This window comes from Paraburkholderia sp. BR10141 (assembly GCF_056155635.1).
Genome location: NZ_JBMIQH010000013.1, coordinates 1 through 22,526 on the forward strand (window position 1 = coordinate 1; position 22,526 = coordinate 22,526).

Genomic DNA, 22,526 nt, shown 5'->3' on the forward strand with positions numbered 1-22,526 from the left:
CAGGCGCAGCTCTTCGGGCGTGATGCGGAAATGCACGCCCGACCAGTGCAGGCCCGCGCCGCCCACGCCTTCGCCGGGCAGAAACGCGGCGAGCTGGCGGTAGGGCAGGGCCGTGTCGTTCACGCCGTGGCGGATCGAAACCGTGGTCTTCGAAAGATCGAGAAAGAGCTTCTTGCGGATGTTGTACGTGAGCTCGTCGATGGTGTTGGGGTACGCACCGTCCGGGTAGGTGTCGCGATACTCGCCGCGCTCGAGCGCCACCACCTTCAGACCCGCTTCGGTCAGTTCCTTCGAGAGGATCGCGCCGGTCCAGCCGAAGCCGACCACGACGGCATCGACGTGAGGTTTTTTGATCGCCATTCAGGTACGCTCCCCGTTGATCGAGACCGGGCCGTACGGATAGGGCTTGCCGTTCTGGTTCACGAAATCCATGAAGTCGGCGCGTGCGCCGGGAAAGCCGATCATCTTCCACGCAGCCATGTTGCGGTTGCCGCCGTGGATCGGGTCGCAGAAGTAGCCTTCGCGCGTGTTCTGCAGCAACTGCCCGAAGAACACGGAGGCCGGCACGCCGTCCAGTTCGACCTTGCCCGCCTCGAGCGCGCCGAGCACGCTGTCGCGCGTGCTCGCGTCGAGCGCGTCGAAGTCCTTGCCGTAGGCCTTCGTGCAGTACGCGTTCACGGCCTTGATGCCGAGCCGGTAGATGTCGCGCGGCACGAGCTTCAGCTGGTAGCCGAGTTCGGGCACGCCTTGCTGGAACGGCCCCTGCATGTACCAGAGTGCGCCGTGCGCGTAAGGCGTGTCCATCTGCCGGTCGATGAATTCGGGCACGCCGGCTTCCAGCGCGCCGGGGCCTTCGGCGTCGGCGGGAATCAGACGGTCGGTGGCGGCTTCGACAAAGGCCCACTCGCGCGCGTCGAAAAAGCGCGGCTTGTAGGCGACGGCCTGATGGGCTTCTGGCTTGACGTTGGGCGCAGAGGCGGCGCTGCCCGCCGCGGCGGTTTCGCTCGACGGCTGCTTGCCGCCCTCGCAGCCCGCCAGTGCGCTGGCGGGCACGAGCACCGCTGCCGTGCGCAGGAAGCCGCGGCGTGTCGTGAGAGGAGAGTCTGACATAGTTGAAATCCGTATCAAGACTGCGCGGCCGGCTTCGGCTGAGGCGGCAAGCGGGGACTGGAGATCACCAATTGGTGAAGCAGACCACTGATTGCTCCGGCAATCAGGACGCGGTACCAACGAGGGTTAGATCGCGGCCAGTAAGCGTACCGATTAGCGCTACCAACGATGCATTTCTATGGGTACTGGATCGGGTGCCGTATGCCACGGGCCTCGTCCTTTTGAGTCAGATAAAGATACATTCGGCATCCTAATTTATATCAATGCTCAGCTGCGTGGTCACAATAAGCGCTGTGCCGATGAGCACGACCTCGAACCCAATCCGTATGTCCAGAAGTAACGGAAACGTTACCCCTTACGGCACCAAGTAGGCCTATGTGCATGACAAGCTGGCCGAGGAGACCCAAGCCACTAAGCGGGGAGACACTCTACGCCGCCGCGTCAATGGCTTTAAAGATCATTAGTCTCTCGGGTTGGCCAAGTCGGCCGCTTCCTGAAATCCACAACAAGCCTTCCGCCTGAAAGCCAATCTAGAGTAAGCCAAGCGTAGACGCAAATGCACTTTGGGTTACATGTGACACGGCGCTACTTCCCATCGACACATAGATGTAGGTAAGCCATTGTGCAGTGGACCGCTACACCGATTGCAGCCTAGAGTGCTGTCATGTCCCGTTGTTCACTGACTGCATAGCACCGTCCTCACCAAAATTTCACTTCGACATTACTGTCCTCTCACGACTTTCGGGCACATCCACACCAATAATGCTCCCGTCGTAACCATCTCTTTGAAGTAGATGGTATGGACGCGTCGCAATGGTGATGCTGCAGAAGCGGAACCAAAACGCCCGTAGGCCATACTGTCGTAATCCGGCAAGACCGGACTGTTGACCATAGCCTCATATCTAACGAGAGGACCATGATGAGCATGTACGCAAGGGATTTGCTTGAGCTACGCCGAGAAGATCCGACGTCGACAGAACTACCGAAGATGGCGATGAACATCATCGCTGCCGGCACACGAGATCAACGTGAAGGCTGCTGACATGAACGCAATCGAACGGTGGCGCTCACGACCGTTGCAGTTCCGTGCCTTGACTCGCTGCGATGAATGCGGCGAATTGAAAGAGGACGCCCAGAAGCGCGTGAACTATTGCTCGAATATTACAGTCATCTGTTGTACGAAGTGTTTCGCGGAAATGACTGAAGGTCATGAGGCGGAGTGAGTCAACAAACTGCGATTTCCGGTAAACCACGACGCCTCAGTGACTCAGCATCAGCCACCGAGCGCGATTCATTCCTGCGCACGTGGCTCCTGCGTAACCGTTAGCGGCGGGTGATCGCGCAACCAATCGCTGCGCCCCATCTGTGCAATGATTTCGCAAAACTGCGGATAACGATACAACCGGTGTGACAAAGGAAAATATCTGGAAAAGTAAAATAAATTAGTGTCGCGAATTTCGCACGCTTCGCGGGCGTAGCGAATCACCTCATCCTCCCTCGCCACCGCACAAGCCGTGATAGCGAGCGCCGTTGGCGTAACATATTCACGACGGGCTCGGGCCTGCATTTCGGCGAAAATCGCATCGGCGTCAGTGGCTTTGCCCCAACTTGCGAGTGCCACGGCAAGCCAGGCCATGGACCAGGGGTGCCGGCCGGACATGGCCAATGCCGATTCTCCCGCCGCGATAGACTCTTCGAACTGGCCGTTCAACAGCAGTGCCATTTGCAGCACCCAGTTAGCAAGGAAGCTCTCGGGATCGAGATGGACGGCGCGCCGGCTGACCTCCACGCCTTCCCCGGTTTTGCCCGCCACAATACAGGTCAGTGCGTATAAGGCGTGTGCGTAGGCTGATAGGGGGTCCGCTGCCAGCGCTAGCTTCGCTTGCTCCATTCCCTCCGCCAGCCGCCCTTCCGAGAACTGGAGATAAGCACTCCCGTACCAGCCGAGTGCCGAGATGTACTTCGGATTCAGTTGTAGCGCGCAAAGAAACTCACGCTCGGCCTCCGCTGTGTTCCAGGCCCAGAGCAGGTAGGCGAGAGCCAAGGTGCAGTGTGCTTCGGCGAGCGAAGGATCTAATGCCACCGCGTGCCGAGCGGCCTCTATGGCCTTGGGCATGAAAGCCTGAGGAGCCGCAAACCCGTAGAAGCAAAGCATCGAGTAGCAATCGGCAAGATCGGCCCACGCCAATGCATAGCCTGGATCGAGATCCACTGACCGCTGGTAACAGGCGAGGGCACGTGAAATAGCGGGACCCCTCTTGTAGAGCAGAGCGTGACCCTTCAGGTAGGACTCGTATGCCTCGAGATTCGGGGTTCCAGGATTAGTCAGGTTTCTCGTATTCCACGGGAACGTGATCTTCAACCGCTTCACTATCGCTTGGGCAATCTCTTCCTGAATAGCGAAAACATCGTTCATCTCACGGTCATAGCGCTCCGACCAGAGATGATATCCGTCCACCGCAGACACAAGTTGCGCCGTGATACGCAGGCGATTATCCGCTCTGCGCACACTTCCCTCGAGAACGGTGCGCACGTTCAGTTGCTCGCCCACAATCCGCAAGTCGATGTGCTTACCCTTGAACGAGAAGGCGGAGCTTCGTGCCACGACGTGAAGCTCCTGGATCTGGGCGAGCGCGTCGATGATTTCTTCAGTGATCCCGTCGGCAAAGTATTCTTGCTCCGGATCTGCGCTCATGTTGACGAACGGCAGGACCACGATGGAATCGCTTACCACACTCTCAGTGGGCGCAGGCGTGGCGCTGCCTGCAGTTACCGGTGCAAGCAGTCGATAGCCTCGTTTCGAAATTGTCTCGATGACGCGCGGATCGCGGGCATCGTCGACAAAGGCGCGGCGCAACTCAGCGATGCAGCGCTTCAATACATCCTCGGTCACCACGGTCTTGGGCCACACAGCTTGAAAGAGCTGCTCTTTGGAAACCGTGTCTCCCGGGTGCTGGGCCAAACACACCAGCACTTCCATTACTTTCGGCTCGACGCGAACGGTCCGGCCCATGGAAGAGATGCTGTTGAGGCTGGGGGTGACCACCCAGTTCCCCACTCGGAGGTCGTCCATCGGGTCTCTCCACCAGCCGGTCGGTTATCAGAATTATAGCTTTGCTGAATACCGTCCGCACGAGCATCCGCCTGGTCAGGAACGGTATAGCAAGTCTGGACAACTACCGTAAAGGCTCCATCGATATTATTAAAGGCAGGCCGGAACACTGAGCGTCGTGACGGAGGGCACATCGACACGGATTGGATTCGAGGTGCGCCACCAAAGGCTCCGATCGCCGAAAGCCATTCCTCACTAAAATTCCCCGCCTATATCACCGTCTCCTCACGACTTCCGGGCACTTTCAGACTAACAATGGTCCCGTCGGAGCGATCTATTTTGAAGGGAATACTTAAGTTTTCGTGAGCCTTCGACGTGCGCATCTCTTCCGGGAATGGCCAGAAGTGCAGCGCGCGCCAATACGGGCGCAGATTGGAAAAGCTCGCGCTGGTAGCGCGCCTGAAGGGAAGGACCGCGATGGAATATGAACTCAGAAGTACGGTGGATGCGCTCCCGGGCCTGGTCTGGACCGCACTGCCGGACGGTCGCATTGAATTCGTCAATCGCCCCTGGTCGGACTATACGGGTCTCTCCGTCGAGCACGCGTGCGGCGAGGGCTGGCAGTCTGCGGTCCATCCCGAGGACCGGCCCGCGCTGCTTGAAGCCTGGCGAGCGGTCGTTGCTTCCGGCGTGCAGGGCGAGTTGGAAGCGCGAATGCGTCGCTTCGATGGCACGTATCGCTGGTTTCTATGCCGTGTCAGTCCGGTCGTCGACGCTGCCGGCAAAGTCGCGAAGTGGTGCGGGATCAACACGGATATCGAGGACCGTAAGCAGGCCGAAGCGGCCCTGAAGGCACACGAGGAGCGCTTTCGGCTCATCGTGGACGGACTGCCTACGCGCGTCATTCTCTTTACGCCGGACGGGGACGTGTTTCAAGCCAACCGCCATACGCTCAAATATTCAGGGGCGACGCTCGAAGAACTGAAGCAGTGGACTAGCAGAGACTTTACCCACCCGGATGATCGACGTGCGACTGTTGCCCGATTTTATGCGTCACTCAGAACCGGCGAGCCTTACGATTTTGAGTCCCGTCATCGTCGCGCGGACGGCGTCTATCGATGGTTTCGCGTACAAGGCTTTCCGTTGCAGGACAAGGAGGGGCGAATCGCTCTCTGGTACTTCCTGCAGACGGACATCGACGAGCGGAAGCGAGCCGAGGCGCTGCTTGCGGGCGAGAAGCGCCTGCTCGAAATGATCGCCATGGGCCTGCCCTTGCCCACGGTTCTTGATGACTTATGCCGGCTGGTCGAGCAGATCGTGAGCGACTGCTTCTGCAGTATTGCGCTGATCGAACCCGGCGACATGACATTCCAGCAGGTGAATGCGGCAGGCCTCGCTTTGACCTACACCTATCCTTCGAGTGGCGGCCGCGTCCACCTGGACTTGGGACCCTGCGGATTAGCAGCGTCGCGCAGCGAGCAGGTCGTCGTATCAGATATCGCGTCTGATTCACGCTGGCCCACGGCATGGCGCGACCTGAGTCTCGCACATGGTCTGCGCGCGTGCTGGGCGACCCCGATCCTGTCACGTACAAACGAAGTGCTGGGAACATTCGCGTTATTCCGGTCGGAGCCTGGAACCCCCTCTCCGTTTCAATCCGATCTAACAGGACGGCTTACACACCTTGCGAGTATTGCGATCGAGCGTGCACAGGGCGAACTCGCACTGAAGCGAAGCGAGGAGCGCTTCCGTGCGATCGTGGACACGACGCCGGACTGCGTGACGGTCCTCGCAAACGACGGGACGGTATTGTGCGCCAACTCGGCTGCACGCCGCGCTTTGAGATCGGTGCGTGCGGAAGGTGTGATCGGAGCGTGTTACTTCGATTTCGTGGCTCCTGAACATCGCGCGCGCTATGTCGAGTTCAACAGAAACATTTGCTCGGGACGGGACGGCGTCCTGGAGTTCGACTTCATCTCGCCACACTATGAGCGACGGCACCTCGAAACCCATGCCGCGCCGATGCACGATTGCGACGGCGCAATCGTGCAACTGGGCGTTACACGTGACATCACGGCACGCAGGAAGGCGGAGGAGCAACTGCGCAAGAGCGCGGCGCTGATGGCCAAAGTCGAGCAGCTCACCTTGAGCGGAAGCTTTAGCTGGCGCCCAGAGACTGGTTCATTCACCTGGTCGGAACAGCTTTATCGCATCTTCGGCTTCGAGCCAGGGGTGAGAGTCACGATGGATACGATCGCCACGCGCGTCCACCCCGGCGACCTTCATCTATTGCACGAAATGATCGAGCGGGCGAAAGACGGCCAGCACCTGGAGTTCGAGCACCGCCTGCTCCGGTCCGACGGCTCGGTCAGGTACGTGCGCATACAGGCTCACGCGACGCGTAGCCCACAGGGCTGGCTGGACTACATCGGTGCGGTACATGATGTCACCGAGCGCCGGGAGTCCGAAGAAGCGCTCTACGGCCTGCGCGTCGAATTAGCTCACGCAAGTCGGGTCAACAGCCTGGGTGCGCTGACCGCCTCGATTGCGCACGAGATCAACCAGCCGCTGGCCGGCATCATGACCAACGCCAGCACTGGCTTGCGCATGCTGAGCGCCCAGCCGCCCAATGTCGAAGGTGCGCTCGGGACCGTAAAGCGCACGATCCGGGATGGACATCGCGCCTCGGAGATGATGACGCGTCTGCGCGCACTGTTCAGCAAGAAGGCGGTGACGAAGGACGCCGTCGATCTGGTTGAAGCCGCGAACGACGTCATCGAACTGCTGCGCGCAGAGATTCGGAACAAACGGATCGTGCTACGACTGGAAACTGCCGACAACCTGCGGCCGGCCACAGGCGACCGGATCCAACTCCAGCAGGTGGTGCTGAACCTGCTTCTCAATGCCGTCGAGGCGATGAATGGCATCGATGATCGTCCACGGCAGATGCTGGTCAAGATAGAGCGCGAGGATGGCGACCACGTGCGATTCGCTGTCACTGATTCCGGCGTGGGCATCGACCCGCAGCATGCGGGCAGGCTATTCGACGCGTTTTTCACGACCAAGAGGGAAGGGATGGGCATCGGGCTGTCCGTATGCCGACGCATCATCGAGAGCCACGGTGGCCGCTTGTGGGCCAGCTCGAATGAGCGCTTTGGCGCGACGTTTTCATTCTCGCTACCGTCTCGAGCCGAATTCGAGGCGCCCGCGGCCCGTTCTGTCGATAGGAGCTTGCCGGTGCGCCCGGACGCAGAGCAGTTCGTGAGCGACCTGTGATGGTCGAACGCTCGCTTATCGTGGTGGTCGACGACGACGAGTCGGTGCGCGAATCGCTGCCTGACCTGTTGCACGAGTTCGGCTTCGCAGCGCAGGCCTTTGCTTCGGCGGAGGCGTTCCTGGCCTCCAGCTGTGTAGGCGAGGCGCACTGCCTGATCGTCGATATGTGCATGCCCGGCATGTCCGGCCGGGACCTGCAGCGCGAACTGGTGCGGCGCCGGCAAACCGTTCCGATCGTCTTCATTACAGCGCATGAAGATGAATCCCTCCGCCCACGCGTGCCAGGACAGGGCGCCGTTGAATGTCTCTTCAAACCATTCAGCGACACCGCTCTGCTCGGGGCGATCCGGGCCACGCTCCGCGTCAAATGATTCGTCCAGGCGCTTACGAATGGAGTTTTCAATGACACCATCTCATGTAGTTGAACGTGAATCGGAACTTTCGCCGGCGCAAGCCACGCCGGTCGTCTTCGTCGTCGACGACGACGTCTCGGTGCGTGAGGCACTCGAAGCCATGATTCACTTTGCCGGTCTCAGGGCAGAGACGTACACCTGCGCACAGGACTTTCTCAAACGTCCGCGCGACAGGGCCCCGAGCTGTCTGGTGCTAGACGTCATGCTTCCCGATCTCAGCGGCCTCGACCTTCAGAATCTTATTGCCGCCGAGCGTTCCGACACGCCGATCATCTTCATCACCGCCTTCGGCGACGTGCCGATGACCGTGCAGGCCATGAAAGCTGGCGCGGTTGAATTTTTCACCAAGCCCTTTGACGACCAGGTCCTGCTCGATGCCATCCGGCATGCCATCGAGTGCAGCCGCGTGGCGTTGAACGAGGAAGCCGAGCTGCAGTCGATCAAGGATCGCCACGCTTCACTCAGTGGGCGCGAGCGCGAGGTCATGGCGTTGGTCGTGACCGGACTTCTGAACAAGCAGGTGGGGGCCGAGATCGGCATCGCCGAGATCACTGTGAAGATGCACCGCAGGCAAGTCATGCGAAAGATGAACGCCCACTCGCTCGCCGAACTGATAAGCCTGGCGCGAAGACTTCATCCTGACCGCGCGCCGAAGGCCGCGCTGCAAAAAGTCGCGTAAAGCGGTCGGCATATCGCTGGAAGACTACTCGAGCGACCTGACCATGCACCAGGAAGCCGTGTGCGCTCCGGCTCCCGCTTCTCCGATCGGCCAGCGACGAATTCGGGCATCGATCCGGGAGTGTCGAGCACGGATGCAGCGCGGCGTTCGTATGAGCGCTTGCACGTACGCGCCATGCGTCTGACGCGCAAGTATCGACGCTGCCCGCCTGGTGCGCTGATTCTGCCGATACAATGCGGCCCGGAAGCTCACGTTTGGTCGTCGGTCGTGCGTTTTCTTACGCTCAGATGGACGCCAACACTGTCTCCTGCTGACGACGCGATGGCGAACGATGCAACGCACGCCGCTTTGCCGATGCACTCAACCGTCGAGAAGATCGCAATGGCAACGCTGCGCGAATACTCAAGAGGTAACGCTGGTGCTATGGCGAACACGCCGACTCCACAGATGAACGTGAAAACCTGACGGGTAAAGCGCAGGTTGGCTATAGCGGCCGTGCCAATGAAGCCGAGCAGTACCTTCGACGCTACCAAGGCAAGCAGCCCGGTCCGATCAAGCGCGCCACCAAGCTCCAAAGGTGTCTCAATCACTGCCCAGACGCATACCGCGATGACAGATGCGTTGAACAGCAGGTTCCTGTTTTTTGCTAGCTCGACGAGGTTCTTTGAAATACGTTCGGATAAAACGTCCTTGTAGCCCATCGGGTTGATCATATTGGCTGTTTTCTTGCGATCCACGAGAAATCCTCCTCTGGGCGGGAAACCTGTCCTTATCGCGCAGCCGCCATGGAGCCAAGCTACGTTCAACGGATTGAGCAGGCGTTTCTGTTAAAGGGCGGCAATGCTGCTGCCACGGCTTTAGCGGCACAGCACAGTGCAATGCACATAGCGGCCATTTACGGAGAATCTGTGCCGACGTAGGGGATGCCATGCGTCGGCGCGTGGAAGACCTGCGTTTGGAGCATCGGCCTGTGAACGAATTTAGGCCATGCCCAATGTGGCCGCAATGACACTTTGGGTGAGGGGTGAAACGAAATTCACTCGCGTCGACGCGTCGACCTTCCTACACCATTGTGCATTTGAGTCGGGCGCCGCCTTGCGCTTAACCTTATCTCTGAAAGGCGACTATCAGGACGACTCGATAGGCAATCGCGGCAGCAAGGCGTCTCGATGATTCGGTAGGCCGAGCGGGTACATCGAGGGGCCCATCGAATGAAGTTCCGCTCCGGGTTGTGCAGTCTTCCTTCGCCCCTTTCCCTGCCGCTTTTAGGGCGGCCATAGAGCAAGGTGCCTTTATGAGAGAAATATGCCGGAAAGTTCTTTGTCGCTCTGCCGTAATCGCGGGGCTATCAGGCCTCGGTGGCTGCAGCTGGGTCCTGTTTAACACGAAGGGCAGCGTCGGCCTTCAGGAGCGCGACCTCATCATCCTGTGCGTCGGGTTGATGCTGATCGTGGTCTTGCCGGCCATCGTGCTGACCTTTGTATTTGCGGGGCAGTACCGGGCGTCGAATCACAACGCCACGTATATGCCCGAGTGGGCGCATTCCACACGGATCGAAGCAGTGGTGTGGGGTATCCCGATCCTGATCATCGTCACGCTGGCAACCATCGTGTGGAAATCGACACACGAGCTGGATCCGTACCGGCCGCTCGATGTGCCCGGCCAGCCCATCAACGTCGAAGTCATCGCAACTGACTGGAAGTGGATCTTCATCTATCCAGACCTCGGTATTGCCACAATCAATCAACTGGTATTCCCTGCACATCGCCAGGTGGCGTTTAGCATCACCTCGAACTCGACGATGGGGACGTTCTTTATTCCCCAGCTCGGCGGCCAGATCTACGCGATGGCGGGCATGCGAACCCAGCTGCACCTCATGGCAAACGAGGAGGGGAAGTTCCGCGGCATGTCGGGCAACTTCAACGGACCCGGCTTCTCCGACATGAAGTTCATTGCGACCGCCACCAGCGAGGATGACTTCCAACGCTGGGTGAGGCAGGTCCAGACCTCACCTAATCGGCTCGATTTCTCCACCTTCCAGAAAGTGGCGAAGCCCAGCCAGGGTACTGCCATTGTGCAATTCTCGCGGGTTCAGCCAGGTCTTTTCAGGGCTGTGATCGACCAGTTCGTTGCTCCGGGAGCGGACGCCGCGGCACATACAGCTCTCAACGTCAGCGCTTCGTCGAAAAGAGAGGAGTAACCCATTCATGTTCGGCAAATTGACATGGGCGGACGTGCCACTGCACGAGCCGATCATCGCGGTCACCCTCGCGGGCATTGTGGTCGGCGCCGTGGCGGTTCTGGCCGCGATCACATGGTTCAAAAAATGGGCTGTGCTCTGGAACGACTGGATTACTACGGTCGACCACAAGCGCATTGGCATCATGTACATCTTTGTGGCAATCGTGATGCTGATCCGCGGCTTCGCCGACGCCATCATGATGCGAACACAGCTTGCGCTCGCCGGTCCCGGGCACCAAGGCTACCTCCCGCCGCATCACTACGACCAGATCTTCACGGCGCACGGCGTAATCATGATCTTCTTCGCGGCTACGCCGTTCGTCGTTGGCCTGATGAACATCGTCGTGCCGCTTCAGATCGGGGCTCGTGACATGGCGTATCCCTACCTGAACGCCTTCAGCTTCTGGCTGTTCGTCGTGGGCGTCGTGCTCGTCATGCTGTCGCTCGGCGTCGGCGAATTCGCGCAGACAGGCTGGGTCGCCTATCCACCATTGTCGGACATAGAGTTCAGCCCTGGAGTGGGGGTGGACTACTACATATGGTCGCTACAGGCATCAGGTCTGGGGACGCTGTTGACGGGCGTGAACCTCTTCGTGACCATTCTCCGGATGCGAGCACCTGGGATGACGCTGATGAAGATGCCGATCTTCACGTGGACGGTGTTCGTCACTAGCGTGATCATCATTGCCGCCTTCCCGATCCTGACCGTTGCGCTGGCCGCGCTCGCACTCGATCGCTACCTGGGCTTCCATTTCTATACGAATGAGTTCGGCGGCAATCCGACGATGTACGTGAACCTTATATGGGCGTGGGGGCATCCTGAGGTGTATATCCTCGTTCTCCCGTCGTTCGGGATCTTTTCCGAGGTCACATCGACGTTCGCGCGCAAGAAGCTGTTCGGCTATAACTCGATGGTGGGCGCGACGCTGGCGATCGGTATCCTGTCGTTCCTCGTCTGGCTGCACCACTTCTTCACGATGGGTTCGGGCGCGGACGTCAATAGCTTCTTCGGTATTATGACGATGATCATCGCCATTCCGACCGGAGTGAAGATCTTCACTTGGTTATTCACGATATACCGCGGGCGCGTCGAGTTCACGACGCCCATGCTCTGGACGCTGGCGTTCCTCGTGACTTTCACGATCGGCGGCATGACCGGCGTTTTGCTCGCCATTCCGGGGGCCGACTTCCTCCTTCACAACAGCCTGTTTCTCGTCGCCCACTTCCACAATACGCTCATCGCCGGCGGGTTGTTCGGCTATTTCGCCGGCTTGAACTACTGGTTCCCAAAGGCCTTCGGTTTCAAGCTTAACGAGCGTCTCGGCAAATACTCGTTCTGGTGCTGGGTCATTGGCTTCTATCTCGCGTTCATGCCGCTTTACATGCTCGGCTTCATGGGCATGACCCGGCGCCTGAATCACTACGACAACCCCGCCTGGACGCCGTATCTCCTGGTCGCGTGGGTGGGGGCTGTCTTCATCCTTGCGGGGATTGGTTTCCTCATCGCGCAGATTCTTGTCGGTATCCGCGACCGCAAGCAGAACCTCGACGTCACGGGTGACCCGTGGAATGCGCGCACGTTAGAGTGGTCGACGTCATCGCCGCCGCCGTTCTACAACTTTGCCGTGGTGCCGCGCGCGGATGCCGTCGACGCATTCTACGAGGCGAAGAAGCGCGGAGTGCCGCCGCCCGCGAGGAAATACGAGCCGATTCATATGCCGCGCAGCACCGGTGTGCCGTTCATCCTGAGCGTATTCATCCTGCTGCTGTGCTTCGCGCTGATCTGGCACATCTGGTGGCTCGCGGGTGCAAGCTTCTTTGCCACGATCGCGATGGTGATCGTCCGCTCTTACGACGACGATACGGATTACTACGTTCCGGCCGACGAAATCGAACGGATCGAGAAAGCACACGTTCCTCCCATGAAGCGAGATCTGAACCATGTCTACGCAAACACTAATTGAATCAATCGGGGCCGGGGAGGAGCATGCGCAGGATGGCCACGACATAGGCTCGCGCAAGGTACTGGGCCTATGGATCTACCTGATGTCGGACTGCATCCTGTTCGGTTCGCTGTTCGCGTCGTACGCGGTATTGAGCGGCGCATTTGCAGGTGGTCCCGGCCCGAGGGACATCTTCGAGCTGCCATACGTGCTCGCTGAGACGTTCGTGCTGCTGCTTTCCAGCATCACCTGTGGCTACGCGATGCTTGCCGTGCACCGGCGCGATCAGGGCAACGTGCTCCGGTGGCTGAGCCTGACTTTCATTCTGGGCGCTGTCTTTATCGGCATGGAAATACACGAGTTTGATCATCTGATCTCGTTCGGCTTCGGACCGCAGCGCAGCGGGTTCCTGTCTGGCTTCTTCGCGCTCGTCGGCACGCACGGTCTGCATGTCGCATCCGGCCTGCTGTGGATGGCGGTTGTCCTGCACCAGGTGGCGATCAAAGGACTGACACCGGCCAATGTGACACGCCTCTCGTGCCTGAGCCTTTTCTGGCACTTCCTGGATCTTGTCTGGATCTGCGTGTTCACGATTGTCTATCTGATTGGAGCATTCTGACCATGGCAAGCGATGCGACTACCCGCGCCGGCCAAGCCCACGGCAGCGCGAGGTCCTACAACACGGGCTTCATCCTCTCGATCGTCCTGACGGCCATCCCGTTCGCGCTGGTCATGCATCCGATGCTGCCGCGTGCGACGACGCTTCTCGTGGCGGTGATATTCGCGGTCCTGCAACTCGTGGCGCACCTCGTGTACTTCCTGCACATGAGCCGGTCCTCGGAGGGCGGCTGGAACCTGATCAGCTTCGTATTCACGCTTGTGATCCTGTTCATTGTCGTGGCGCTCTCGGTCTGGATCATCTGGAGCATGCACTTCAACATGATGATCCACTGATCCAGCGCACGCATCCGACGAAGAACACCCTGCACCATGTATCGACCTTACCTGCAACTGACTAAGCCCGGCATTGTGATCGGCAATCTCGTCGCCGTCACGGGCGGTTTTCTGCTGGGTTCGCACGGCAGTGTCGACTGGTTGCGGGGCGGCCTCGTTGCCGTCGGCGTCATGCTGGTCGTCGCGTCCGGGTGTGTGATCAACAATGTGATCGACCGGGATATCGACGGCCTGATGGCGCGAACACGCAATCGTCCCATGGTAACCGGCTGTGTACCGGTGCCGTTCGCGTTACTGTATGGTGTCGTGCTCTGCCTCGCAGGCATAAGCGTGCTTTACGCTGGCTCGCGTTCGCTCCTGCCCCTCGCGCTGATACTCGTCGGCTACGCCGTGTATGTTGGACTGTATAGCCTTTACATGAAGCGCAATTCGGTATATGGGACGCTGGTCGGCAGCATTGCCGGCGCGATGCCGCCAGTCGTCGGATATTGTGCGGCGACCAGCCGGTTCGACACCGCCGCCGTCACATTGCTAGTCATGTTCAGTCTCTGGCAGATGCCCCATTCGTATGCGATCGCCATCTTCCGGGCCCAGGATTATCGCGCGGCTGCCATTCCAGTTTTTCCGGTTGTCTGCGGCTTTGCGGCCGCGAAGCGCCACATGTTGGCCTACATTGTCGCCTTTACGGCGGCCACCCTGACGCTCGGCTTCCTGGGGTATGCTGGCAAGATCTATATGCTCGCGGCGCTGGTGGCGGGGCTGTACTGGTTCGGGCTCGGCGTTGCGGGACGCACCGCGGCAAACGAGGGCAGATGGGCACGCAAGATCTTCTTTGCATCGATCATCATCGTGAGCGTATTGAGCGCCGCGATGTCGGTGGATGGCTGCCCGCCTCAACCGGCATCCCATCTCGCGCCGATTGCGAGGGGTTTCCGGGGGTAGTGCGCTGCGAGCTTGCTACTGTCCTCGGCACTTTCCTCATATTGCAGCGCGAAGCGCACCACACCCTTCGTGTCGATTGCGTAAGCGAATACCGGGTGTTCCATCGAACACGAGCTACCGGACGGGACGTTCCGGTAGTACGCTCCGAAGGATCGGGCGGTTTCAACTGTCTGTTGCGCGTCGCCGTATAGTCCGATAACCGTCGGCTCGAAGGCCGCGGTGTAGGCCTCCAGAATCGCCGGCGGGATCAAGCGAAATAACGACTGTCTTCGGCCCCTTACCCTGATCTCCGAGCAGCCGTTTGATCTGTGCAGCGCGAGCCAGAGTCGTTGGGCACGCGTCTGGACGCCGCATGTATCCGAAGAGAAGCAAGGCCACATTGCCCAGGAAGTCCTCAAGCGTTCGCGGATTGCCGTTGGTATCGCGCAGATAGAGCGTCCCCGGTAGCTTCGTCGATGACAGATCGATACCGTGCAGCTTCGATGAGATTCTTTTGCCGTTCGAGAAGGAGCGTAGCACCGAGCAGACGGCGGCGACGTGGTAACGGAGCATTTTGGGACGGACGGCGCTTCATGGCCTCGGACATGCTGAAATCCCATGAGTCGGAGGCAGTGGCGACGCTGGTTGCGTGCGGCGCACAGCGTGTCGTTAGCATGACCAACGATACACCTCTATCCGTGCCGGCCGCGGGCGGTATACCAGGGGCAATAGCAGCCGACGGCGACCATCGGAACAGGCTCGACATGTAACCCTTCGACCAGCTTGTTGAGAATCGGCTCCACGAAACTGTTGTTCGAACTACAGACAAGGCCCGTGCTGTAGGGTCCCGCGTAGGCGAGCTTTCCATTCGCATCCCAAATCGCGATAGCGGGACTGGCCGGTATGCGCTCCATTCCTTCGATTCCCCGTAATGGCTTGATTTTGCCTCGCAGAAAGGCCGGTAACTGTCCGTGGGTACCGGGCTTGCGCACGCTGTAGAAGTCAATATCCGCATCCCTGAACATCGTGATGAGATAGTTCAAGTGGGCGCCGGTATTCTCGTTACAGCTTACGCAGTCGGGGTCCCAGAAATGCACGACACGAATGCGTCCGGTATTACCCGCGAGGTCCGGCGGCAGACGCAGGTCGGCGTCTTCGAAGAGAACAGGCTGATTCGAGTAACTGGACACTCCACCAACGCCGAGGTATCGCCACAGTGCAACACCGGTCCCGACCAGAATGCATACAGCTGCACAGAGAAACAGGATGAATAGGCGGCGACGCATCAGGGGAACGATTGATTGAGGGGGGTGCCCGGTATCGGAAACATGTGCGGCAGGCGAAGTGTCGCGGCTTGTGATCAGCGTCGGAACCGATCATAGACAGTGTGGCCGACGAGTCGGTTGCCGCACGCAAAGCGCAACAGGGTAGTGCGGCTGGCCGAACAAAATTTTCCTAGAAATCGCAATCCCGAGATTTGCGAACGAGGTCGATAGCCTCCCTCAAAGTCATTGCGGTTACACCATTCTTCTGCGTCTTGATGCGGGGCAGTGTTATGTAGGTGCGGCATAGCTGACGGTAATACTCGTCATGGGCCTGCTCACTTAGCCAGTTGAGCCGTTCGCTGTCCGCATTGCTGGTATGGGCTTCGACCAAGTGCTTGCGAAGCAGCTCGATCTCGTTGGCGACTTGACGAAGGGTTTCGGCCACTTCACCTGTCATCCATTCTGCCTGTTTTCTTATCTGTTCAAGATCAACGCACATAATCAGGTATTAAAAATATTGCAATAATGTTGTCTGGACAACGTTCGCTTCCCACGCGGACTGTGAGAAACAATCTGGCTTATTCACTCAGCTCGCGGCTCAGCATGGCCGCCACAATCAACGGTGCGCCGATGAGCGCGAGCTCGAACCCAATCCCCATGCTCTGGAGGGGAAGACACTCCACGCCTTTCGGCACGAGGTCGCCAACGAAACGCAGGGTTATGCGTGTGACGAGGTGGCCGAGGATGTTCAGCCCGCAAAGCAGGTAGGGAAACCATGCTGCGGTGGAGGGGCGCAAACCGTGGCGAAAGGCCCTTCATGTAGTCTCTCGCGTCGATCGTGCCAGCCGCTTTGATCAAGTCCACAACAAGGCCTCCGTCTACGAATGAATTTAAAGTAAGCCCTGCGCAGTCGCAATTCCACTTTGGGTTACATATAAGATGGCGCTTCGTGCCGCCGGTACGAAGGCTTACCTAAACCATTGTGCAATGGACCGGTGCACCCCTGGCAACGTAGAGTTTCCGTCATGTCACTGTCCACTGACCGCATCGGGTGCGTGACTTTCGCGTTCATACTGGTCCGGATTAGCCTCCTGTTCCCGGCGATGAACGGCTACAACCTGTACCAACCCGCGATTTCCGTGGCTAGGTGAAGGGCAGGACTCACGCCGCGGGGAACGCGATTCAGGTAAACGGCTTGTTTCCAGGAGCAGGCAATGAGGACGAAAGAGTACGCTGCAGAAGACGTTGCACGGGTCCAGGTCGAAATTCTCGAACAGGCAGAAAATACACTCCTTATTCGATGGGTTGAGCCCGGTCGATGCCATTATGGCGAGCAACGTTGGCGTCGTCGTTCCGCGAGGGTGTCGGGAGTGTGTGTTGTGTCGCAACGAGCAATCCGACGCGGCGATGCCGTATTTCGCCCGGCTGAGCGGCCCGTCCCGGCGAACGGATCGGCGATGATCTCGGTGGAGGCGCTCAGGTCATTCGAAATAGTGCCAAGGGAATTCCGATTGACGCGCGTACGCCGGCGACTGACTCACCAACCTAACTGTGAGGCTGCGCAGGACAGGGACGAGTCCATCGAGCGCGAGTAGTTCGCGCAAGACTTCGCGGCACGGGAGTCAAGCCAACGGGATCCGGCTCTCGCGTCTAGTCAGGATTCACTTCCACATTTCTGGCGTTGCGCCGCAGCGCCGTTTCCTGGAGGCTCGCATTGCTGCTCGTGAAAATCTCTCATTTGCTTCGATGTGCCGCGGTCGGCTCAGCGCTCGTCTCGAATGTGACTAACGCAAACGAAATTGGTAGCAGGCTGGATTGCCATTTTGGCGCCCACGAGTTCATTGAACAGTTGGTCGAGGAAAAGGAGATCGATCCGGTACCGATGAATGTGTCAAGCAACTCGGTCAACGCGTACCGGCTGAGGCCGAATCAAGACTTGACAGCACTCGGATTCAAGGTGCGAGCTGTCTTTGGCTTCTCCCCGAACGACGAGATGTTCGCCCAGAAGAGCGGTGGAGGTACTGTGTCCCACCAGGTCTATGGTGTTGTCGTCCTGGCAGGGAAAGAGGCGGTTAGTGAGCGCCTTCTTGAAACGGGAAGCTCGGCGACAGTCAAGGAAGTCATGCCGCTCGTCATGTCGGCCGTCGTTTGCGAGATATAGCTTGCCTTCGACCGTCCGCTGCTCCTCGACCGGTTGGGCTGTGCGGTCGAAATGTCGGGCGGCACCCGAAGGGCAACACCATTCCCCGCTTTTTCCGGTTCACGTCCGCGTCGTACGAAATCGAGCCCCCGTGCTGTCGACGAATCCGGACCGGACGAAAGAGTGCTGCCTCGGCGATCGCGAATCGTATGGGAATGTGCTAACTCATCGTAGTTTTGGACCGACGTGGGGAAATGCACGTTTCTCCTGCCTGAAGGTAGCCGCGGTCGCGCGTCAAGTGTGGGCCGGTGCTGCTCGATGTGCTCTGCTGCGACTCTGTGGAAGAAACGTCGGGAGTGCGCTGTGCGGGCGCAAGACGGCACATTGGTTCGCAGGCACGGAACGCGCCTTGCTGCCGACTTCGTATCCGACCGGCCGGCACAGACAGCGATGACTTACGGAACCTTCCCATCTTGGCTTGACACGCTTTCACTCGCCTGGATCATTTTGGGCGCTATTTGTGCTGTTGCTATCGTGGTCGACGAAGTTCGACACCCCCAGAAGATGTGGATCATGAATGTCGTCTGGCCCCTAACGGCGTTATTCGGCAGCGTCCTATGGATTGCCGCCTACTACGCGTGGGGACGGAGTGTTGGCGACGCTCGACGCAGGAGCGACGCCCAGCCGTTCTCCGCGACCGTGATGAAAGGAACGAGTCACTGCGGCGCCGGCTGTGCACTCGGCGACATCATCGTCGAATGGACCGCATTTGCCTTTCCCGCATTGGCAGTCTGGTTCGGATGGCACACAGTGTTTGACGACAAGACGTTTGCGGTCTGGATCCCGGACTTCCTCGTCGCCTTTCTGCTCGGCATCGTGTTTCAATATTTCACGATCAAACCCATGCGCGGGCTGTCGGCAACCGAAGGCGTGGTCGCGGCAGTCAAAGCGGATATCGCGTCGATTACGGCGTGGCAGGTCGGCATGTATGGACTTATGGCCATCATCCAGTTCCTGTGGTTCAAGCCGGCCTACGGGATGGTCGCGAACGTTGGGACTGCTGAGTTCTGGTTCGCCATGCAGCTCACGATGCTCGCAGGATTCGCAACCAGCTACCCTGTCAACGTGTGGCTGATCCGTTCTGGGGTGAAGGAAAAGATGTAATTCTGCATGGGATCTGCGGCGGGCCTCGCCCGGCCGGTGCAGATATATTGCAATGAACGCGTCCTGATGTTTTCCAGCAGTCGGGAAGCTTCCACCGCGTCAAGACCAGGCACGTAGCGCGTTCTGATATCCTCGCCTCTCATTCTGGCTGTCCAGGAGTAGCGACATGCGTTGGATAGTGACCGTTGTGTTAGCAATCGTATGTACGTGTTCCGCGCTGGCCGATCCGGCTACTTTTAACGCAGGGGTAATCCGTCTCACGGTGGTGGGCGATGCTGCTCCTTTCGACACCGTTGTCTTTTACCCTACGCATGAGCGCGAGGTGCCATGGCAAGCGGGTCCATTCACTGTCGAGGCGACACTCAATGCTCCGCCTGCACTGGATAGCCGCTTCCCGGTTGTATTGATTTCGCACGGACGAGGGGGAGGCCCGTTAAGCCATCGTGAATTGGCGACCGCTCTGGCTCGCGCCGGATTTATCGCGGTCTTGCCGACGCACGTAGGGGACGCTTCGGGCTTTCCCCGCGCGCCGTCCCAAGCCCAGATTCTGATCGACCGTCCCCGGCAGGCAGAGGTCGCGCTTAATGCAGTGCTCGGAGATCCACGGTTTTCGGCAAGCGCCGATGTCAACCGGATTGGCATGATTGGATACTCGGCGGGTGGCTACACCGCACTGATCCTGGCGGGAGCGAAACCCGATTTTACCTATGCCAGTGCGTACTGCGCAAATCACGATGATCCGGGGTCATGTCCGCGTTCAGCAACCAGCAATCGTGCGCACGGCACTCAGGTTAAAGTAGCTGTACCTGCTGAACTGATAGCTTGGCAACCGCCCGTTGATCACCGCCTGAAGGCCCTGGTGCTGATGGATCCACTGGCCATGATGTTTGGGGCACCTGGCTTGTCCGCTGTGCGCGTACCGACCATGCTCTATCGCCCGCAGGATGACAGCTACCTTGGTTCTGCGAGCAACTCTCTTGCTGTCGTCTCAAGCTTGCCTACACCGCCTGCGGTTCACATCGTGCCAGGCAATCACTTCGTTTTCATCGATCCTTGCCCGGCCTCGGTCGCAACCAATGGGGCGCTGATCTGTCAGGACGCGCCCAGGATTGATCGCGTGGAGGTCCATCGTCAGATCGACCATGAGGTCGTGGACTTCTTGCATGCAAATCTATAACGCATCAGGTCGACCCTGTGTTGCGGATCATGACACCGCGATAGGGTGTGCGGTCTTCAGTCCTGCTCCGACGCCCGCGTCGCTTCACGTCCCAGCTTTGCCTCTCGCCGGGACCTTTCATTGAGGATCTGATGGCGCCGGTGGTCCGTCATCTTTTTCCAGCCGCGGGCTTCCTCACGCGTCCGATAGCAGCCCGTGCAGAACCCGGTCTTGCCATCGAACGCACACAGGTCGATGCAGGGCGATTTGGCAGCCATGGTTTACGTGGCGGCGCGAGGGGCGTTCACTTCGACCGTCACATGGGACAGCCCCTTAAAGCGCTTGAGCGCCGCGTGATAAAAGCCGGGGCTGCGTTGTGCTTCACTGGTGACGACTGACACCACCGCACTCATGTGGCCCGGACCGACCCGCCAGACATGGAGATCGAGCACGGCGTCACCGTTGTCTTCAATAATGTGACGAACGTTTTCGGCCATGCGCTTATCCAGATTCATGTCGAGCAGAATGCCTCCCGTATCGCGCATCAGGCCCCACGACCAGTTAGCGATCACCAGGGCGCCGATCACGCCTGCGAGCGGATCCATCCAGACCCAGCCGAACGCACGGGCGAGCAGGAGGCCGATGATCGCGAGCACGGAAACTGCCGCGTCTGCGATGACGTGAATGTAGGCCGAGCGGATGTTGTGGTCGCGGTTCGCGGCAGCATGTGCGTCTTCGTGACTGTGATCGTGCTCTTCGAATTCGATTGACTGCTCGCCATCGGGCAAGCCGACAATCGCCCTGAATGCATGCGGCTCGGGAATGTCATCTTTCGACTCCAGATAGCTCCCACGGTCGGCAAACGCGAAGGTCTGACGCGAACCGTCGGGGCGGACCGTCGTGACTGATACCGCGTCGGCGGTCAGGTTCGAAGAAGCCGTCTCAGGCGTAATACGGAAGACGGGTGGCACGCCATCTTCGAAGATCGACACGGCGAAAACTCCAGCAGTACCGAAGATGCGATGCGCCTCTTCCTCATGACCGTGTTCGTCTTCATGTCCGTGCCCGTGGCCGTGGCTGTGCCCATGTCCATGACTGCGGCTGTGATGGTTGCCGCTGAGCAGCCAGACGCTTGCAAGATTCACCAGCAGGCCAAGAACGGCGATGGGGATCGCCTGGCCGAAGTGAATGGGCACGGGCGAGAGAAAGCGCGAAACCGCCTCGTACCCGATCAGCAGCGCGATCATGGCGAGCACAATGGCGCTGGTAAAGCCCGCGAGATCGCCCAGCTTCCCCGTACCGAATACGAAGCGGCTGTCGCTCGCATGCTTTCGCGCGTACGTATACGCGAGCGCAGCGATGAGCATCGCGCCGGCGTGTGTCGACATGTGCAGGCCGTCGGCAACGAGCGCAAGCGAGCCAAAAAGACTTCCGCCGACGATCTCGGTCACCATCATCGCGCTGCACAGCGCAATCACCATCCACGTCCTGCGCTCGTTTTCCTCGTGGGCAGCGCCCAGGAAGATATGGTCATGTCCCGCCCCGAAGGCGGCATCCTCGAACTTGCTCATGCTTGTCTCACTTGAAGTAGCTGTGGACTACTTCGATCAGTTGCTCTGTTCCGCTGCCATGCTCGTCGTCCGGTTCTGCATCGACGAGATGGGTGCGAATGTGGTCCTCGAGCACGACGGCGAGCAGCCCGTTCATGGCGCCACGACAGCTCGTGACCTGTTGCAGCACGGCCATGCAACCGCGTTCTTCTTCCAGTGCCCTTTCAATCGCTTCAACCTGCCCTTTAATCCGGCGAATGCGGTTAAGCAGCTTCTGCTTTTCGCGAATCGTATGGCTCATACCTGTTCTCCCGTTTGCGGGCGAAGTCTATCACCAATAGGGTAAGGGGGTATACTAAAAATCACTTGTGGATCGCGGCAGCATGCATTTGGGACAATCGCCGCGCGCTTCGGGGAGTAGCCGCTCCGGACGCGATGTTCGCTGCTGCCGAAGCACGACTGAGCGGCCTGGGAGAGCGGCCACAAGGCGAAAGTGTTTGCGCCTGGCAGACTCTCCGTATGGAGATAGCCGCCTTTCTCTTCCTTGAAGGGAATACCGAAGGCCCGACTGCAGCCCGCCCAACCGCTTACGCATTCGCAGTGGCAATGGCTGCTCTCAGGACCACAACTCCCCATCCAGGTATCGCCCGCTGAACCTGTTG

The 22,526-nt window shown here is 59.2% G+C and carries 21 protein-coding genes and 4 pseudogenes; 13 read left to right on the forward strand and 12 right to left on the reverse strand.

Annotated elements, in window-relative coordinates:
• Positions 1 to 360 (reverse strand): annotated as a pseudogene (locus tag ACOJB8_RS19015) (GMC family oxidoreductase); the annotation flags it as partial.
• Complete coding sequence (locus ACOJB8_RS19020) at positions 361 to 1,119, reverse strand: gluconate 2-dehydrogenase subunit 3 family protein (protein ID WP_475013836.1); 759 nt, start codon at positions 1,117 to 1,119, stop codon at positions 361 to 363.
• A 907-nt stretch (positions 1,120 to 2,026) separates the two neighbouring features.
• On the opposite strand from ACOJB8_RS19020, the gene ACOJB8_RS19025 reads away from it, so the two are divergent.
• Positions 2,027 to 2,152, forward strand: a complete 126-nt coding sequence (locus ACOJB8_RS19025) for a hypothetical protein (protein ID WP_256094829.1) — start codon at positions 2,027 to 2,029, stop codon at positions 2,150 to 2,152.
• A 249-nt stretch (positions 2,153 to 2,401) separates the two neighbouring features.
• Here the strand turns inward: ACOJB8_RS19025 and ACOJB8_RS19030 are convergent, their stop codons facing one another.
• Positions 2,402 to 4,183: a winged helix-turn-helix domain-containing tetratricopeptide repeat protein gene (locus tag ACOJB8_RS19030; RefSeq protein WP_069266168.1), complete on the reverse strand. Its 1,782-nt coding sequence runs from the start codon at positions 4,181 to 4,183 to the stop codon at positions 2,402 to 2,404.
• Positions 4,184 to 4,639: 456 nt separating this feature from the next.
• On the opposite strand from ACOJB8_RS19030, the gene ACOJB8_RS19035 reads away from it, so the two are divergent.
• The 3 genes from ACOJB8_RS19035 to ACOJB8_RS19045 are packed head-to-tail and all read left to right on the forward strand — an operon-like array spanning position 4,640 to position 8,530.
• Positions 4,640 to 7,438, forward strand: coding sequence for a PAS domain S-box protein (locus ACOJB8_RS19035; RefSeq protein ID WP_475013687.1), 2,799 nt, complete (start codon positions 4,640 to 4,642; stop codon positions 7,436 to 7,438).
• Positions 7,438 to 7,809, forward strand: coding sequence for a response regulator (locus ACOJB8_RS19040; RefSeq protein WP_475013688.1), 372 nt, complete (start codon positions 7,438 to 7,440; stop codon positions 7,807 to 7,809). Before ACOJB8_RS19035 ends, ACOJB8_RS19040 begins: the two co-directional genes overlap by 1 nt.
• Positions 7,810 to 7,840: 31 nt before the next feature.
• The gene (locus ACOJB8_RS19045) at positions 7,841 to 8,530 is read left to right on the forward strand and encodes a response regulator transcription factor (RefSeq protein WP_475013690.1); all 690 of its coding nucleotides are present in this window, start codon (positions 7,841 to 7,843) and stop codon (positions 8,528 to 8,530) included.
• Positions 8,531 to 8,778: 248 nt separating this feature from the next.
• Here the strand turns inward: ACOJB8_RS19045 and ACOJB8_RS19050 are convergent, their stop codons facing one another.
• Complete coding sequence (locus tag ACOJB8_RS19050; RefSeq protein WP_475013691.1) at positions 8,779 to 9,267, reverse strand: hypothetical protein; 489 nt, start codon at positions 9,265 to 9,267, stop codon at positions 8,779 to 8,781.
• 557 nt (positions 9,268 to 9,824) lie between these two features.
• Here ACOJB8_RS19050 and cyoA point away from each other — a divergent pair.
• Genes cyoA through cyoE form a run of 5 tightly spaced genes read left to right on the forward strand, consistent with a single transcriptional unit; the run spans position 9,825 to position 14,610 of the window.
• Positions 9,825 to 10,730, forward strand: a complete 906-nt coding sequence (cyoA, locus tag ACOJB8_RS19055; protein ID WP_475013693.1) for a ubiquinol oxidase subunit II — start codon at positions 9,825 to 9,827, stop codon at positions 10,728 to 10,730.
• Positions 10,731 to 10,737: 7 nt separating this feature from the next.
• The gene (gene cyoB, locus ACOJB8_RS19060; protein ID WP_475013694.1) at positions 10,738 to 12,735 is read left to right on the forward strand and encodes a cytochrome o ubiquinol oxidase subunit I; all 1,998 of its coding nucleotides are present in this window, start codon (positions 10,738 to 10,740) and stop codon (positions 12,733 to 12,735) included.
• Complete coding sequence (gene cyoC / locus ACOJB8_RS19065) at positions 12,713 to 13,333, forward strand: cytochrome o ubiquinol oxidase subunit III (RefSeq protein WP_475013696.1); 621 nt, start codon at positions 12,713 to 12,715, stop codon at positions 13,331 to 13,333. Before cyoB ends, cyoC begins: the two co-directional genes overlap by 23 nt.
• A 2-nt stretch (positions 13,334 to 13,335) precedes the next feature.
• Positions 13,336 to 13,668, forward strand: a complete 333-nt coding sequence (cyoD, locus tag ACOJB8_RS19070) for a cytochrome o ubiquinol oxidase subunit IV (RefSeq protein WP_368729102.1) — start codon at positions 13,336 to 13,338, stop codon at positions 13,666 to 13,668.
• A 36-nt stretch (positions 13,669 to 13,704) separates the two neighbouring features.
• Positions 13,705 to 14,610, forward strand: coding sequence for a heme o synthase (gene cyoE / locus ACOJB8_RS19075; protein ID WP_475013698.1), 906 nt, complete (start codon positions 13,705 to 13,707; stop codon positions 14,608 to 14,610).
• Here the strand turns inward: cyoE and ACOJB8_RS19080 are convergent.
• The 4 genes and pseudogenes from ACOJB8_RS19080 to ACOJB8_RS19095 form a co-directional block, all read right to left on the reverse strand.
• A pseudogene (locus ACOJB8_RS19080) lies at positions 14,562 to 15,162 on the reverse strand (SCO family protein). The gene cyoE and the pseudogene ACOJB8_RS19080 sit on opposite strands and share 49 nt — an antisense overlap.
• A 119-nt stretch (positions 15,163 to 15,281) precedes the next feature.
• On the reverse strand, positions 15,282 to 15,779 hold the full coding sequence (locus ACOJB8_RS19085; protein WP_475013699.1) for a DUF6436 domain-containing protein: 498 nt from the start codon (positions 15,777 to 15,779) through the stop codon (positions 15,282 to 15,284).
• Positions 15,780 to 16,044: 265 nt separating this feature from the next.
• Positions 16,045 to 16,311 (reverse strand): hypothetical protein, encoded by a 267-nt coding sequence (locus tag ACOJB8_RS19090; protein ID WP_475013701.1) that lies wholly within the window; start codon positions 16,309 to 16,311, stop codon positions 16,045 to 16,047.
• A 121-nt stretch (positions 16,312 to 16,432) separates the two neighbouring features.
• Complete coding sequence (locus ACOJB8_RS19095) at positions 16,433 to 16,651, reverse strand: hypothetical protein (protein ID WP_475013703.1); 219 nt, start codon at positions 16,649 to 16,651, stop codon at positions 16,433 to 16,435.
• A 417-nt stretch (positions 16,652 to 17,068) separates the two neighbouring features.
• Here ACOJB8_RS19095 and ACOJB8_RS19100 point away from each other — a divergent pair.
• The 4 genes and pseudogenes from ACOJB8_RS19100 to ACOJB8_RS19115 form a co-directional block, all read left to right on the forward strand.
• A pseudogene (locus tag ACOJB8_RS19100) lies at positions 17,069 to 17,332 on the forward strand (DUF3331 domain-containing protein); the annotation flags it as partial.
• A gap of 245 nt (positions 17,333 to 17,577) precedes the next feature.
• Positions 17,578 to 18,015, forward strand: coding sequence for a hypothetical protein (locus tag ACOJB8_RS19105; RefSeq protein WP_475013838.1), 438 nt, complete (start codon positions 17,578 to 17,580; stop codon positions 18,013 to 18,015).
• A 429-nt stretch (positions 18,016 to 18,444) separates the two neighbouring features.
• The gene (locus ACOJB8_RS19110) at positions 18,445 to 19,158 is read left to right on the forward strand and encodes a DUF4396 domain-containing protein (RefSeq protein ID WP_475013705.1); all 714 of its coding nucleotides are present in this window, start codon (positions 18,445 to 18,447) and stop codon (positions 19,156 to 19,158) included.
• 166 nt (positions 19,159 to 19,324) lie between these two features.
• Complete coding sequence (locus ACOJB8_RS19115; RefSeq protein ID WP_475013706.1) at positions 19,325 to 20,335, forward strand: alpha/beta hydrolase family protein; 1,011 nt, start codon at positions 19,325 to 19,327, stop codon at positions 20,333 to 20,335.
• 56 nt (positions 20,336 to 20,391) lie between these two features.
• On the opposite strand, the gene ACOJB8_RS19120 is transcribed toward ACOJB8_RS19115, so the two are convergent.
• The 4 genes and pseudogenes from ACOJB8_RS19120 to ACOJB8_RS19135 all read right to left on the reverse strand — a co-directional run.
• Positions 20,392 to 20,592 (reverse strand): DUF1289 domain-containing protein, encoded by a 201-nt coding sequence (locus ACOJB8_RS19120; RefSeq protein WP_342947065.1) that lies wholly within the window; start codon positions 20,590 to 20,592, stop codon positions 20,392 to 20,394.
• Between the two features lie 3 nt (positions 20,593 to 20,595).
• Positions 20,596 to 21,885 (reverse strand): CDF family Co(II)/Ni(II) efflux transporter DmeF, encoded by a 1,290-nt coding sequence (dmeF, locus tag ACOJB8_RS19125; protein WP_475013709.1) that lies wholly within the window; start codon positions 21,883 to 21,885, stop codon positions 20,596 to 20,598.
• A gap of 7 nt (positions 21,886 to 21,892) precedes the next feature.
• The gene (locus ACOJB8_RS19130) at positions 21,893 to 22,165 is read right to left on the reverse strand and encodes a metal/formaldehyde-sensitive transcriptional repressor (protein WP_368603373.1); all 273 of its coding nucleotides are present in this window, start codon (positions 22,163 to 22,165) and stop codon (positions 21,893 to 21,895) included.
• 143 nt (positions 22,166 to 22,308) lie between these two features.
• A pseudogene (locus ACOJB8_RS19135) lies at positions 22,309 to 22,431 on the reverse strand (glyoxalase); the annotation flags it as partial.
• Positions 22,432 to 22,526: the final 95 nt, after the last annotated feature.

Excerpts from the sequence above, each read along its gene's own strand:
- ACOJB8_RS19115 (WP_475013706.1), top strand. The coding sequence starts at position 19,325 with ATGCGTTGGATAGTGACCGTTGTGTTAGCAATCGTATGTACGTGTTCC.
- ACOJB8_RS19040 (WP_475013688.1), top strand. The coding sequence starts at position 7,438 with ATGGTCGAACGCTCGCTTATCGTGGTGGTCGACGACGACGAGTCGGTG.
- ACOJB8_RS19110 (WP_475013705.1), top strand. The coding sequence starts at position 18,445 with ATGACTTACGGAACCTTCCCATCTTGGCTTGACACGCTTTCACTCGCC.
- ACOJB8_RS19030 (WP_069266168.1), bottom strand. The coding sequence starts at position 4,183 with ATGGACGACCTCCGAGTGGGGAACTGGGTGGTCACCCCCAGCCTCAAC.
- ACOJB8_RS19025 (WP_256094829.1), top strand. The coding sequence starts at position 2,027 with ATGATGAGCATGTACGCAAGGGATTTGCTTGAGCTACGCCGAGAAGAT.
- cyoA (WP_475013693.1), top strand. The coding sequence starts at position 9,825 with ATGAGAGAAATATGCCGGAAAGTTCTTTGTCGCTCTGCCGTAATCGCG.
- cyoE (WP_475013698.1), top strand. The coding sequence starts at position 13,705 with ATGTATCGACCTTACCTGCAACTGACTAAGCCCGGCATTGTGATCGGC.
- ACOJB8_RS19130 (WP_368603373.1), bottom strand. The coding sequence starts at position 22,165 with ATGAGCCATACGATTCGCGAAAAGCAGAAGCTGCTTAACCGCATTCGC.
- ACOJB8_RS19090 (WP_475013701.1), bottom strand. The coding sequence starts at position 16,311 with ATGACAGGTGAAGTGGCCGAAACCCTTCGTCAAGTCGCCAACGAGATC.
- cyoC (WP_475013696.1), top strand. The coding sequence starts at position 12,713 with ATGTCTACGCAAACACTAATTGAATCAATCGGGGCCGGGGAGGAGCAT.
- cyoD (WP_368729102.1), top strand. The coding sequence starts at position 13,336 with ATGGCAAGCGATGCGACTACCCGCGCCGGCCAAGCCCACGGCAGCGCG.
- ACOJB8_RS19035 (WP_475013687.1), top strand. The coding sequence starts at position 4,640 with ATGGAATATGAACTCAGAAGTACGGTGGATGCGCTCCCGGGCCTGGTC.
- ACOJB8_RS19120 (WP_342947065.1), bottom strand. The coding sequence starts at position 20,592 with ATGGCTGCCAAATCGCCCTGCATCGACCTGTGTGCGTTCGATGGCAAG.
- ACOJB8_RS19045 (WP_475013690.1), top strand. The coding sequence starts at position 7,841 with ATGACACCATCTCATGTAGTTGAACGTGAATCGGAACTTTCGCCGGCG.
- dmeF (WP_475013709.1), bottom strand. The coding sequence starts at position 21,885 with ATGAGCAAGTTCGAGGATGCCGCCTTCGGGGCGGGACATGACCATATC.
- cyoB (WP_475013694.1), top strand. The coding sequence starts at position 10,738 with ATGTTCGGCAAATTGACATGGGCGGACGTGCCACTGCACGAGCCGATC.